Annotated in this window: 16 protein-coding genes; 14 read left to right on the top strand and 2 right to left on the bottom strand. The window is 43.5% G+C overall.

What is annotated here, in order from left to right:
- Positions 1 to 5: 5 nt before the first annotated feature.
- From GPL15_RS06490 to GPL15_RS06445, 10 genes are all read left to right on the top strand, one after another.
- Positions 6 to 1,214 (top strand): hypothetical protein, encoded by a 1,209-nt coding sequence (locus tag GPL15_RS06490; RefSeq protein ID WP_215697182.1) that lies wholly within the window; start codon positions 6 to 8, stop codon positions 1,212 to 1,214.
- A 58-nt stretch (positions 1,215 to 1,272) separates the two neighbouring features.
- The gene (locus GPL15_RS06485) at positions 1,273 to 1,443 is read left to right on the top strand and encodes a Flp1 family type IVb pilin (protein ID WP_215697180.1); all 171 of its coding nucleotides are present in this window, start codon (positions 1,273 to 1,275) and stop codon (positions 1,441 to 1,443) included.
- A gap of 57 nt (positions 1,444 to 1,500) precedes the next feature.
- Positions 1,501 to 3,411, top strand: coding sequence for a DUF5702 domain-containing protein (locus GPL15_RS06480; protein ID WP_215697178.1), 1,911 nt, complete (start codon positions 1,501 to 1,503; stop codon positions 3,409 to 3,411).
- A 161-nt stretch (positions 3,412 to 3,572) separates the two neighbouring features.
- Complete coding sequence (locus GPL15_RS06475; protein WP_215697175.1) at positions 3,573 to 4,379, top strand: hypothetical protein; 807 nt, start codon at positions 3,573 to 3,575, stop codon at positions 4,377 to 4,379.
- Between the two features lie 2 nt (positions 4,380 to 4,381).
- The gene (locus GPL15_RS06470; protein ID WP_215697173.1) at positions 4,382 to 4,801 is read left to right on the top strand and encodes a pilus assembly protein CpaA; all 420 of its coding nucleotides are present in this window, start codon (positions 4,382 to 4,384) and stop codon (positions 4,799 to 4,801) included.
- On the top strand, positions 4,798 to 5,118 hold the full coding sequence (locus GPL15_RS06465) for a hypothetical protein (RefSeq protein ID WP_215697171.1): 321 nt from the start codon (positions 4,798 to 4,800) through the stop codon (positions 5,116 to 5,118). Before GPL15_RS06470 ends, GPL15_RS06465 begins: the two co-directional genes overlap by 4 nt.
- A gap of 9 nt (positions 5,119 to 5,127) precedes the next feature.
- Complete coding sequence (locus tag GPL15_RS06460; RefSeq protein ID WP_215697169.1) at positions 5,128 to 6,411, top strand: DUF6382 domain-containing protein; 1,284 nt, start codon at positions 5,128 to 5,130, stop codon at positions 6,409 to 6,411.
- A gap of 119 nt (positions 6,412 to 6,530) precedes the next feature.
- Positions 6,531 to 7,145, top strand: a complete 615-nt coding sequence (locus tag GPL15_RS06455; protein ID WP_215697167.1) for a rhomboid family intramembrane serine protease — start codon at positions 6,531 to 6,533, stop codon at positions 7,143 to 7,145.
- A gap of 20 nt (positions 7,146 to 7,165) precedes the next feature.
- Positions 7,166 to 7,585 carry an HIT family protein gene (locus GPL15_RS06450; RefSeq protein WP_215697165.1) on the top strand — a complete coding sequence of 140 codons (420 nt, stop codon included), beginning with the start codon at positions 7,166 to 7,168 and terminating at the stop codon, positions 7,583 to 7,585.
- A gap of 27 nt (positions 7,586 to 7,612) precedes the next feature.
- Positions 7,613 to 8,134: an RNA polymerase sigma factor gene (locus GPL15_RS06445; RefSeq protein WP_215697163.1), complete on the top strand. Its 522-nt coding sequence runs from the start codon at positions 7,613 to 7,615 to the stop codon at positions 8,132 to 8,134.
- 5 nt (positions 8,135 to 8,139) lie between these two features.
- Here GPL15_RS06445 and GPL15_RS06440 read toward each other — a convergent pair whose 3' ends face one another.
- Positions 8,140 to 9,210, bottom strand: coding sequence for an undecaprenyldiphospho-muramoylpentapeptide beta-N-acetylglucosaminyltransferase (locus tag GPL15_RS06440; protein WP_215697161.1), 1,071 nt, complete (start codon positions 9,208 to 9,210; stop codon positions 8,140 to 8,142).
- 110 nt (positions 9,211 to 9,320) lie between these two features.
- Between GPL15_RS06440 and GPL15_RS27690 the strand changes: the two genes are divergently transcribed.
- Both GPL15_RS27690 and GPL15_RS06430 read left to right on the top strand, forming a co-directional pair.
- On the top strand, positions 9,321 to 10,121 hold the full coding sequence (locus GPL15_RS27690; protein WP_215697159.1) for a DUF4367 domain-containing protein: 801 nt from the start codon (positions 9,321 to 9,323) through the stop codon (positions 10,119 to 10,121).
- 30 nt (positions 10,122 to 10,151) lie between these two features.
- Entirely contained in the window at positions 10,152 to 10,667 is a 516-nt protein-coding gene (locus GPL15_RS06430) for a DUF6147 family protein (RefSeq protein WP_215697157.1), read from the top strand.
- Positions 10,668 to 10,722: 55 nt separating this feature from the next.
- On the opposite strand, the gene GPL15_RS06425 is transcribed toward GPL15_RS06430, so the two are convergent.
- The gene (locus tag GPL15_RS06425) at positions 10,723 to 10,971 is read right to left on the bottom strand and encodes a TIGR03905 family TSCPD domain-containing protein (protein ID WP_215697155.1); all 249 of its coding nucleotides are present in this window, start codon (positions 10,969 to 10,971) and stop codon (positions 10,723 to 10,725) included.
- Positions 10,972 to 11,233: 262 nt separating this feature from the next.
- Here GPL15_RS06425 and GPL15_RS06420 point away from each other — a divergent pair, with 262 nt between their 5' ends.
- Together GPL15_RS06420 and GPL15_RS06415 are read left to right on the top strand one after the other, a co-directional pair.
- Positions 11,234 to 11,935, top strand: coding sequence for a 5'-methylthioadenosine/adenosylhomocysteine nucleosidase (locus GPL15_RS06420; RefSeq protein WP_215697153.1), 702 nt, complete (start codon positions 11,234 to 11,236; stop codon positions 11,933 to 11,935).
- A 269-nt stretch (positions 11,936 to 12,204) separates the two neighbouring features.
- Positions 12,205 to 12,912: a hypothetical protein gene (locus tag GPL15_RS06415; protein WP_252198134.1), complete on the top strand. Its 708-nt coding sequence runs from the start codon at positions 12,205 to 12,207 to the stop codon at positions 12,910 to 12,912.
- Positions 12,913 to 12,928: the final 16 nt, after the last annotated feature.

Raw genomic sequence — 12,928 nt, 5'->3', positions numbered from 1 at the left:
TTATTGTGAAGGGGAAAAAACAGATGCTTTGTATTCTCCTGGGAGCGGCTGTCTTCGCGGCGGCTAAGATATCCGCGCGCTCTGAGTATGAAGGCGTTACCAGCCTGAACCGCCCGTCCTACGGCCAGGGAGATACCTCCTATCAAGTGATTGTCCGGGGGCTTGGAGAAAAAGAGATTCCCCTGGAAGTTACGGTCGGCGGCCGTGAGATCGGGGCGGCTGAGTGGGATGAAACCGCCCGTCAGGTGATGGAATCCCTTCCAGAACGGATTCTGGGCGAGAATAAATCCCTTCAGGAAGTCAGAACTGATTTGAATCTGATCAGTTGGATTGATGAATATGGCATGAAGGTTCGCTGGGATACAGACTGCCCTGAGATTATGGACAGCTTCGGCCATATTACTGCGGAAGACCTTTCAAGCCGGGGAGTGCCGGTGATGCTGTCCGTGACGCTGGCTCAGGGAACGGTGCAGAAGGAATATGAATTTCCAATAACGGTATATCCTGCAATTTTAACAGATGAGGAGGAAGCGGCAGCAGGATTAGGAAAACTTTTGTCCGCTTTGGATGAACAGAGCAGGACAATGGAAACCCTGAGGCTGCCGGAGGAATACGATGGGAAAATGCTGTATTATCGAATGCCGGATGATTCCGGCCATTCAGTACTATTGGTTTTGGGTGTCCTATTGGCAGTCCTATGTGCTGCCAAGGAAAAGGTGGATGCAGGTCAGAGAGAGAAGCGTAAAAGGAGCCAGATGATGCTGGACTATTCAGAAATTGTGTCAAAACTTATGATATTTATCGGCGCAGGAATGACCGTATCCCTGGCTTGGGAACGGATCGCGTTAGACTATGAGAAGATGAAGGCAGCAGGGAGAAAGGACACCAGATATGCTTACGAAGAACTCTGTGCTGCCTATTACCAGGTTAAAAGCGGAATTCCGGAAGGAAAGGCATACCGGGATTTTGGAAGAAGAACCGGGCTGGGATGCTATTTAAAGCTCTCCGGGCTTTTGGAAAAGAACCGGAAAACAGGATTGAAGAACCTTAAAGTCCTGCTGGATGCGGAGATGGAAGACGCATTCGAACAGAGAAAAAACCTGGCTAAAAAACTGGGTGAAGAAGCAGGAACAAAGCTGCTGCTTCCGCTTTTTATGATGCTGGGAGTTGTGATGGTTATGATTATGGTTCCGGCATTGATGTCTATGTATTGATCGGTTATGAATCAGTGAAGCTAAGCAATAAAATAATTTTTGAAAGGCAGGAAACAGAATGAAAGAGATCAGAAATTTTTTGAGAGAAGAGGACGGAATTGGAGTGATTGAGGTAGTGCTAATTTTGGTGGTTTTGATTGGGCTGGTGATCATATTTAAAAAACAGATCACAACCCTGCTCAATAACATTTTCAAGGAGATTAACACCCAATCCAAACAAGTCTATTAAAAGACAGAAGATAAGTCTGCCAAGAGAAAACCGGATAAGGACGTGAGGATGAAGATTATGACTAGAAAAAGCGGACAGGTCACCGTATTTCTCAGCCTGGTTTTGATGTGTACCTGCAGCCTGATCTGCGTTCTGCTGGAGTCAGCCAGGACGGCAGGCGCCAGATGGTATATGCAGACAGCGGTGAATTCTTCCCTGGAATCAGTGCTGGCCGGATACCACAGGGAATTATGGGAGAGTTACCATTTGCTGTTGTTAGAAGCCAATTCCCAAGAGGAGGTGGAAGCGGATTTTCTAAATTATTTTCAATCTTATGCGGACGCGGAAAACTGGTACTCCATGAGTGAGGCCAGAGCAGAAGTAAAAAATTGGAACCATATAACAGATGAAGGCGGCAGATATCTTCAGGATGAGATTCTGGATTATATGAAATATGGAATATTTACTCAGATTGAGGTGGCCCCGGAAAATGCAGAAGAGCTGCTAAAACAGGTCAAAGAGGCAGGGGCAGCATCAGGTATCAGCAGTTCTTATAACAGCCATACAAAAAAAGCGGTGAAGCTGGAACAGGCCCTTGAAGAGATCAGCGCCAGCCTGGGCGGCCAGGAGAGAATAAAAAACGCCGGCCTTGAAGCTCTTCATAATTGTGACGGAGGCGCGTTTTTAAAACATGCGGGTGAGCTTATAAAAGAGTTGAAGCGCATGCCCGGCCTGGTGGCACGGTACGAAAAGCAGGCGGACATCCTGGCAGCGGACATCGGGAAAAGCCGTATAAATCTGGATGAGAAAACTGCTGATTTATCCGATTCCACCAGGCAGGCATTGGAAGAGGAACTGCATGCCTATGAAACTTACATATTAGAGGATGGAGAGCGAAGAAAAGAGGTCAGGGGGCTGATTTCTTTATCTGAACGCAATACAGGATTGATACAATCGGTGAAGCAGGAAGCGGATGAGGTTATTCAGTATATTAACGATTGGGAACCGGCAGATGATGAATTGGATGAAGAAGAGCTTTGGGAGCCGGTAAGATCCCATTTGCAAAAATATGAGAAGAGCAGCCTTTCCCGCCAGGCGGGGGTTGCTGATAAGAAGAAGCAGGCATGGCTGGAACAGATCACATCCATGGCCGGATCAGGGCTGCTCAGCTTCATCATGCCCGAAGGAAAGGCAGTATCCGTGGGCGTTTGGAATACAGCATGGTGGCCCTCACGTTCACACAGCGCCGACGGCAATACAGATGGAGACGACTTGATAAAAAGAGCTCTGGTAAACCAATACTGTCAGATGGTCTGTACAGATGTGCTGAGTGAGACTGATGAAAATACATATTATGAGATGGAATATCTGATTGCCGGAGAGGAATCGGACAGGGAGAATCTGTCAAAGACGGTTTTAGAACTTCTGGCAGTCAGGACAGGGCTGAATTTGATCCATATTCTATCCGATCCAAAGAAAAAAGAAGAGGCGAGAGCCCTTGGGGCGGTAATTGCAGGTTCGGCAGGATTGGCGCCGTTAGCCTCAGTGCTGGCAGTTTTTATCATGGGGGTCTGGGCCTTGGGAGAGGGTATCATGGATTTAAGAATTTTGCTGCAGGGAGGCAAGATTCCGGTTTTAAAATCCTCAGAGGATTGGAACCTTGATTTAGAGGGGCTTTTGCGCCTGGGTGAAAAGGCGGAACTGCCGAACTGTGATTTGCCCCAGAACGGGTTTTCCTATCAGGGATATTTAAAGCTTCTTCTCCTTCCAATGGAACCGACGTTAAAATATTACCGGTTGATGGATATCATCCAGTCCAATATATCGAAAAAACAGCCTGGTTTTAACCTTGAGAATGCAGTATATATGGTGGATATAAACTGCAGTGTTTGTGGAAAACACAATTTCTTTTCTCTGAACATGGTGGATAACTTAGCTGGAAAAACGAGCAGTTATGAGATGACTGCAAATGCTGGTAAATCATATTAGATGGGAGGAGGTGAAGGATAATGCCCTTTTTTTCAGAGCTCTATAAAATATTGGGAAAAATAAATAAAACCAACGTAACTCTCCAAGTACGAATGCCCGCGAAATTCAAATCGATCCTGGAAAAAAGGGTATTATCTTTCATCTCCTCCAGGAAAGCCGCCATGAGCGTGGAAGCTGCCTGTGCCCTGAGCCTGTTTCTGTTTTTCATGATATCTCTTTTAGCTCCTATGAAGGTGATGGATATCCACCGGCAGATGCAGGCCGCCCTGGAATCAGCCGGGGAGGATGCCGCCCGTTATGCATATGTGACTTACCGTATGGAGCAGGGGAAGGACATATCGGAAAGTAATCAGCAATGGAAGGAAGAATATTTACATGGATTTGCTACAAAAGCGGCTGTGCTGGCGGGTATTTCCTACGATTTAAACCGCAGGTGCGCAGGGTATCCGGTGGAAGATTTAAGGCTGGCAGAATCGGAGTTCATGAATGGAGATGATGACATTGATTTGGTGCTTCGATATAAAGTCCGCCTGCCTTTTTCAATGTTCGGAGTAAAAAGCATTCCGCAGATGTGCCGCTGCCGCAGGCGCGCATGGATTGGAAGAGATGGGGGGAAGGAGAAAGAAGATACGGAAGAGAAAGACTCCGATGAGCTTGTTTATATTGGGAGAAATGGGACCAGATATCACAGGGACCGCTATTGCCATTACCTTTACAATGATTTAAAGGCAGTTTCTAAAGAAGAGGTTGAAAGTCTGCGAAATGCAGGAGGCGGCATCTATCACGCCTGCAGCAGATGCGGCAGTACCGGCGGTGGAGCTATGGTATATATAATGCCGAGCGGTGATAAATACCACTCTGATCCTGGCTGCAGTGCGATCATCGCTTATGTACAGGAAGCCAGGCTGTCTGAAGTGGAATACCTTGGGAGCTGCTCCTATTGTTCAGGGGGAAAGGGAGGAATATAAAATTGAAGATCAGGATGATTGTATTTTTACTATTTTGGAGTATAGCGGCCTGGCAGGATCTGCGTGTGAAGAGCGTATCGCTATGGGTTTTTATCGTATTTGGTGCAGCAGCTTTATTAATTAGGAAGGGGATCAGACCGGATATGGTAATCAGCGCTGGAATTGGCCTGATTCTGTTGGGAATTGGAATGCTGTCCCAAGGAGCCATAGGCGAAGGAGACGGCATGTTCTTTCTTGTTTCCGGCTTATACCTTCCGGTTATTGATAACTGTTTACTGCTGTTATACGGCTTGCTCTTCTGCAGCATATTCAGCGTCATAATGATTGCTGCGGGAATTTGTTCCCGCCGGAATTTCCGGGGCAGAACGGTTCCGTTTCTGCCGTTTTTGCTCCCGGCAGGCATCTGGATGGCATGCCTATGAGATTAAAGGGCAGTTATACGGTAGAATCAGCAATTGTGATGGGAATTGTGCTCACAGCCCTTTGTATATTGATTCAGACTGCTTTCCAATGGAAAAATGATACGGCAGGCATTATGAAGCTCCATGAAACGGTGGAGTATAAGAGATATCATAGAGGCAGTTCTTCATTATCGGTTCCTGAATACCGAATTCAGGTATCCGAAAGTGGGAACAAGGTGAGCGGACAATACCAGGGAAATAAGAGGACTGTTCAGTTGGAAAAGGGGCTTTACGAGCCGGAAGAGTTCATCAGGATGATCAGCCTTATTGTGAAGTAGGAGTCAAAGATGGATATCACGTATAAACGGGAAATGAAGCATAATTATATGATTGTAAAAGGAGAGGGTGACCAAAGCGGATATGCGGAGAAGATGCTGGCCGGAAATCATATTGAAGGTTTGCTTAAATTCAGGGTTAAACTCACGGATAATGAGAAGCTGTATTATTATGAGATAACCTCCCGTCAGCCGCTTAAACGGCTTTTGAACAGCAGAAACATTAAGTCATCAGAAATCAGCCGTTTAATTCTGGGCATCAGCCGTGTTTTGGAAAAAATAGACACATTTTTGTTAAGTGAGGAGCAGATACTCATGGATCCTGAATATATTTATACGGATCCTGAAAGCGGAGAATTCGGGCTCTGTCTCGTTCCGGGATACCATGGCGATTTTCCGGCAGCGCTGACAAAATTACTTCAATATCTGTTAGGCAAAGTGGATCACCAGGATAAAGAGAGCGTTGTACTGGCCTACAGCCTGTTTCAGGAAAGCCAGAAGGAAAATTATGGAATGAAAGACCTTCTGAAACTGCTTTATCCGGTGAACGGCGGATATGAGACAGAGGAAGAACAGGAGACTGATTCTTCAAAAATAACATGCCCTGCGACCGGAAACAGAGAAAATATAAAAGAAGAACCTCTTGTTATTCCCCAAAAACAAAGGCAAAAGCCCTGGTACCAACTCCTTTTCCTGCCCATCGGCATGGCTGGGCTCTATGGATGGGGCGGGAGAGATGCGCTTTATGGCGGATGGAAATGGATAGCCGGAATTGAATTAGTATTAATTATAATTACAATATTAGTATGGAATAAACGTTCTGATCCGGAACAGGAGAAAGAACCACCAGCTGAGGGAAAATTATCAGAGCTTAATACCTGGCATATGGAATTTGAAGACAAACCACAGGAAGAAGCTTTCGAAGACATGATGCCAAAACAGGTTAATTTGCCTTCATATAGAGAAGACAATACTGTTTTGCTGGCAGAGACTGAAAAAAGAAAAGGATTTCATAAATTGGTAAGCCTGCAGCCGGAAAGACCGGATATCCTGCTGGAATATTATCCCTTTATAATAGGAAAACAGGAAGGGATTGCTGACTATGTACTGGCAAAGGATACGGTCAGCCGGCTGCATGTGCGCCTGGATGAGCAGGATGGGCGGTATCTGTTGACGGATTTGAATTCCACCAATGGGACAGTGGTCAATGGAATTATGCTCGATAATAACGCCTGTGTGGAATTATCCTCTGGAGATGAAGTTTATATAGCTGATGCAGCATATCGTTTTCTATGAATATATTATTTTATTTATGCGTAAAATTACGAAAAAGTCCAGTATTAAATAAAATAACGACTTAACAAACAGTTAATAGTATGATAAAATACTTCTGATGTATACAAAGGAGATTTTTCATGGATAACGGGCGAAGAAAAAACATAGCTTATGTTAATGGTGCGATAATCGCTGTTAATGTAATCTATTTTTTGTACCTTGAATTAGCTGGTTCTACGGATAATTTGAATTTCATGGTGGAACATGGTGCAATGTATGCCCCATACGTGGTGGAATATAAGGAATATTACCGTCTGTTTACATCTATATTTATGCACTTTGGCATTGATCATATCCTAAATAATATGGTGATTTTATTTGTTCTTGGAGATAATTTGGAACGGGCTCTGGGTAAAGTTAAATATTTATTGTTTTACATAGTATGCGGAGTTGGCGCTAATATCATATCAATGCAGTTTAATATCAGCCAATATAGAAATGTGGTTTCGGCAGGAGCATCCGGTGCAATATTCGGAGTAATCGGAGGACTTTTATATGCTGTAGTTGTTAATCGGGGACAATTAGAAGATTTAAGCACCCGGCAGCTGGTTATGGTTATTGGGTGTTCATTATATTTTGGTTTTATTGGTGGTGGTGTGGATAATGCGGCACACATATCAGGACTGATTCTTGGTATTCTGATGTCCATGATATTGTACAGGAAACCACGCTTAAACCGTGATTATGAAATATAGATGTAAGAAAGGAGGGCGTTATGAAAGAGGATAATTGTATTTTTTGCAAGATTGCAGGAGGCGATATTCCGTCTTCTACAATTTATGAAGATGAGGATTTCAGAGTTATTTTGGATCTGGGTCCTGCATCCAAAGGACATGCCTTAATTTTACCTAAAAATCATTATAAGGATGTTTGTGAGCTGGATGCAGACCTTGCGGCGAAGGTTCTTCCGTTGGCAGGGAAAATTGGAGCCGTGATGAAGGAAACGTTAGGATGCGCAGGTTTTAACCTGGTACAGAATAATGGTTCGGAGGCAGGGCAGACCGTATATCATTTCCACATGCATATCATTCCCCGCTATGAGGGTGGTCCAGCCATGGTTACTTGGAATCCGGGAAGTGCTGCGCCAGAGGAGTTACAGGAGACTGCTAAGTTGCTCTATGATGCGCTGAAATAAAATATAATTACTTTTTAGGAGAAAGATATGCAACAAGATGATGATCAGAAGTTGCGTACCATGTATAAAGATTTCGAACCTATCCTACGTACTATTGCCAGGAATCAGGGTGTCTCTGTCGATGATATAGACGATATGATTCAGGAAACTTACTTAGCATATTATCTGAAGTATCCTTTAGACTGGAATGATAAACAGAAAAAGGCAATGCTTGTCAGAATAGTGAAGAACAAGTGTATCGATTTATTTAGAAAAAGGTCCCATTATGATATGGTGAGCATGGATACGGAAGAACCATTTGATGAGACGAAGATAGTTGCAAATAAAAATACAAAAGATGTTTTGGATACCCTTGCAAGAGATGAAACTTTACAGGAAATCAGAAAAGAAATTATGGAGATGAAGAAAGACTGGCGTGATGTAGCTATTCTGTACTTTATCGAAGAACGGCCCATAGAAGATATAAGCCTGATCCTGGAAATATCAGAACCGGCTTTGCGGATGAGGATTTCCAGAATCAGAAAATATTTAAGAGATATGTTTAAATGATGCGGTTAGTCTTCATTTGCATAGGATTCAATCAGATTGATAATTGTGCCCACGGCATCATTTAACGTACTTTGTTCCATATTTGCAGTGTATTCCTGACGTTTATTGTAGGTAGATATTATTGCCTGATAAAGGGAGCCTTCATTCAGAGATTCTTCTTCCAGCAAGGTGCTGAATCCCTGTTTTTCAAAGGATTTAGCATTTAGGATTTGATCACCTCTGCTGGCAGCTGCTGACAAAGGTATTAAGATATTTGGTTTTCTGAGCGCCAGTATTTCACAGATTGAGTTGGCGCCGGCTCTGGATATCACGATATCCGCGACTGCAAAGAGATGTTTCAACGGAGCATCAACATATTCATACTGTACATATCCGGAAGTACCAATCAGGCTCTCGTCCAGATTGCCCTTTCCACAGATATGTATCACCTGGAATTGTTCTAATAGTCTGTTTAAGATGGATCGAACGGCTGTATTTACGGTGACGGAGCCAAGGCTTCCTCCTATGACCATAATTACCGGCTTATTTGCCGATAAGTGGGCATACTGAAGTCCTGACAAACGGTCTCCTTGTAAGAGTTCTTTGCGAATTGGCGACCCGGTAAGCACCGCTTTTTCTTCGGGCAGATAATTCAGAGTTTCCGGAAAATTACAGCATACTTTTTTTGCTGACGGGATGCAAAGTTTGTTGGCAAGTCCGGGTGTCATGTCTGATTCATGGATAATGACAGGGATTTTATAGTGCTTAGCGGCTAATACTACAGGTACTGCAACGAAACCGCCTTTGGAAAATACAATATCCGGTTTGTATTTTTTCAAAAGTCTTAAAGCTTCGCCATATCCTTTAACAACGCGAAATGGATCTGAGAAGTTTTTAAAATCAAAATAACGGCGTAATTTACCGGAAGATATTCCATCATAAGGAATACCTGCTTCTTCAATAAGTTTACGCTCGATTCCCTGATAGGAACCGATATAGTGGATTTCATATCCCAGTTCTTTCAAAGAGGGAACCAATGCAAGATTCGGGGTAACATGGCCGGCCGTACCACCGCCGGTTAAAATGATTTTTTTCATAGTGTGCTGCCTCCAATATCAATATATTTAATATACTAAACGTTAAGACCAAAAAGTCAACCCCAAAGAGGATGGGAACTAACGGTCAAACTGTAATTATGAGGTGTTCTGTGGATAATAATAGTAAAAACAACATAAATGACAATTCCATAGACGAGAAGTTAAAAACAGCATTCGGCTATAGTGACGAACAGCTGCTTGCTGAATTCGAAGCTGCGGAAGCACAATGGAAGGCATCTCCGGAGCTGCAGGAGGAGCTAAAAGCTCCGGAAGGTGAATTTGACAAAATTCTAGCTATGGCACACGAACGCCGCAAAGAACAAGAAGGTAAGAAAAAACGCCATTTCAGGCTTCGTAATGCATGGAAGCCGTTGTTGGCAGCGGCTTTGCTGGGATCGTTGGTATTGGCACAGGGGATTGGAGGTTCGGCAAAGAGGAGTTATGAGTATCAGAAGAGGGAGGAGGGATCTTCTAACAAAATTATTTGGAATAATGATGATAATCTGGTTAAAAGCAGTAAATCATCAGATGCATATCAGCAGGTTCAAGAGCAGCTAGGCATTAGAGTTATTTCTTTAGACTATTTGCCAGAAGAAATGTTATTTGATGTATTAACGGTTAGAGATAACCGTGCTGTCCTTAGCTTTATTTCAGAAGATCATAAACTTAGTCTGATCGAAGAACGTAATTCATCGAACAATTCAGTAGCTGTTTATACTGATACAAATACATACCTTGAAGTTTATAACCCTTTGTTGGATAAGGATATAATTATAAGAAAAAATATTTTAGAGGATGGTTCTGTTGAATATACTGCAGATTTAAGTATTGATAATGCATATTATAGTTTATCAGGTAATCTTTCGGAGGATGATTTTGTAAAAGTGGTAAAAAAGTTAGTATTCTATTAGTAGATAAATTAGTGAACCAAGGAGAAAAAAATGAGGATTAAGAGATACCAGAGGTTGTTGTGTATAGTATTAATATTAAGTTTATTTATTTCTACATCAGCATATGCAGAGGAGGAGACGAAACTTTTACCACCAGGGCAGAGTGTTTCTTTTAATCTAGAGGCTGGTGATCCAAGAGGAATGTTAATGGCATCTAGAATTGCAAGTATTACTAATAATGAAGATGGTACTATTAATGCATCAGGTCAAATAATTGCTCATGCTACATTAGATTATGCAATGATAACACTATATTTGGATAAGTATGATCCTGATATTGAAGATTGGGTAAATTTATCTTACATTGATACGGAATTTACGTTAGGTGAAGGCGATTGTGATGAAGCTTTTATGGGGGCTCCTTCTGTCTCTTATACGTTAACTGGAGAGGGAATCGTGCCAGGATACTACTATAGATTAAGAGGAACTTATCTGGCTAAAAAAGAAGGGAGAAGGGAGACTGCGGGTGCTATAACTGACGGTGTCCTCCTAACCAAAATAAAATAACCCCCCAAAAACCACTCCGTGGGCAGTTCTCCGAACTGCCCACCCTTTTTCCCCTCTACCTATGTTCTTCCTTATACTTCTTCAACGCCTTTGCCAACTGATCCGGGCAAGAGGTAGGCCGCGGGCCGCAGTGGATCCCGTCCATTCGAGCAATTGCATCGTCTATGTCCATTCCTTCAATTAACCGGGCAACGCCCTGGGTATTTCCGGCGCATCCGCCTACAAACTCCACATTTACTACTTTATTATCTTTAATTTCGAAATTAATCTCGCGGGAGCAGACGCCCTGGGTTTTAAAATTCATGTGTGAATACCTCCATATTTGTTTATAATCAATGATAGAGTGCCTGTTCAGCAAAAATGTGAGAAAGGGGCTCTATACTTACTAGATTATGCTATGAAGCGGAATGATTGTCAAGAACTGTGATTTCTGTTATAATTATCAAATTCACGGAAAGAAATCAGGCAAGACAAGGGATTATGCAGGATGCCGGCGGTTACTGGTATAGCGGGTCCTCCAGCGAGGGCTGTGAATAGTAACCGGAAGGAATAAAAGGAGAACAGATATGATAGGAATTATCGGAGCGATGGAAGAAGAAGTGGCAAAACTAAAGGATATGATGACAGATGTGCGGATACAGGAAGCCGCAGGTATGAGTTTCTGCCAAGGAAAGATGTATGGCAGGGAGATTGTTGTGGTGCGGTCCGGGATCGGTAAGGTGAACGCGGCGTTGTGCAGCCAGATACTGGTGGATCGTTACGGTGTGTCCGCATTGATTAATACGGGAATTGCAGGCTCTTTGAAGGCCGAGATCAATATTGGAGACATTGTTTTGTCAAGTGATTCTTTACAGCATGATGTAGACGCGGCTATGTTTGGATATGCGCTGGGACAGATCCCCAGAGTGGATACCCTGGCATTTCCGGCGGATGAAGGCCTGATCAGACTGGCTGAAAAGTGCTGCCGGGAAGTCAATCCAGAGATCGGTACATGGGTGGGCAGAGTGGTCAGCGGTGATCAGTTTATTTCAGATAAGGAAAAAAAGAACTGGATTAGTTCGACATTCGACGGTTACTGTACTGAGATGGAAGGAGCTGCAATCGCTCAGGCGGCCTATCTGAATAAGGTTCCTTATCTGGTAATCCGGGCTATTTCGGACAAGGCGGATGACAGCGCAAGCATTGATTATCCAGTGTTTGAGGCGGCTGCCATTGAACACAGTGTCCGGCTGGTAGTGGCTATGGTTAAGGATGCAGTTGAACTTTAAAATGGGTTCAACTATAAGTTAATAATCGATTTATGCGAGAATTTGACGAACGATTCTAGGCTCTCTGATCTTCCCAAACGGAAAACAGGTGGTTATAATGATACCTATCTGGAAATTATCCGGGAAAAGAAAGGGGAGCTTTTATTATGCAACAGTTTTTAGAAACAGGAAAAGCACTTTACTTGTTGGCAGCCATTTGTTTATTAGGAATGTTTGGGCGGCTGATAACACGTAACCTCTACAAAAGATTGATTAAAGAAACCGATAACATGACACTTACCAAAAACAAATACCTCAGAGATCTGAAACAGAAGACTGAAAGTACATACCGGCTAAACGGAGGAATCCGAAATATTCGCGCTTACATAGAAAAACAGATGTATGGTTACCGTTTCATGGGAATTTCCTTAAATGGATGGGGAAATGTCTCCGCCCAACTGATGTTCCTCAACTTTTTTGCGGGAGGTGTGCTGGCGTTCGCTTCTTATTGGTATAGATGCGATTCCTATTATGTCGTCTTGTATGGTTCAGCCGGAATCCTCCTCGGTATGTTTACCATGATGGTGGATTCCGGCCTTAACCTGACAGAGCGCAGACAGCAGCTCTTAGCGGGAATGCAGGATTATATGGAAAATACACTGTTGTTCCGGCTGTCCCAGGAATCTAAAACAGATATATTGAATGAAGAAGAGAGTACCGTACAGGAAAACACCAGAAACAGCACCAGAGAGAGGACAGGCAGTACGGGATTGCCTGAAAGAAAACGGGGCGGAAGAAACCGCAGGGAACAGGTTCAGGTCCAGACCGCGGAAGCAGCCGACACAACGGCCAAGCGGGATGTGGACTATTTAAAACAAAGTTTGGAGCAGATTGCGGCCAGCCGGGAAAAAAGAAAGGCGGACGACAGCTGGATCAAAGAGCTCAATCCGGAGGAACTGCAGTTGATCGGAGAAATTATCCGGGAATATCTGGCTTGAGAGTTAAAGGGAGATG

It is taken from the genome of Clostridium sp. MCC353 (assembly GCF_018785315.1).
In the GTDB taxonomy this organism is placed as follows: Bacteria; Bacillota; Clostridia; order Lachnospirales; family Lachnospiraceae; genus CHH4-2.
This window is presented reverse-complemented; position numbering and strand designations above follow the sequence as displayed.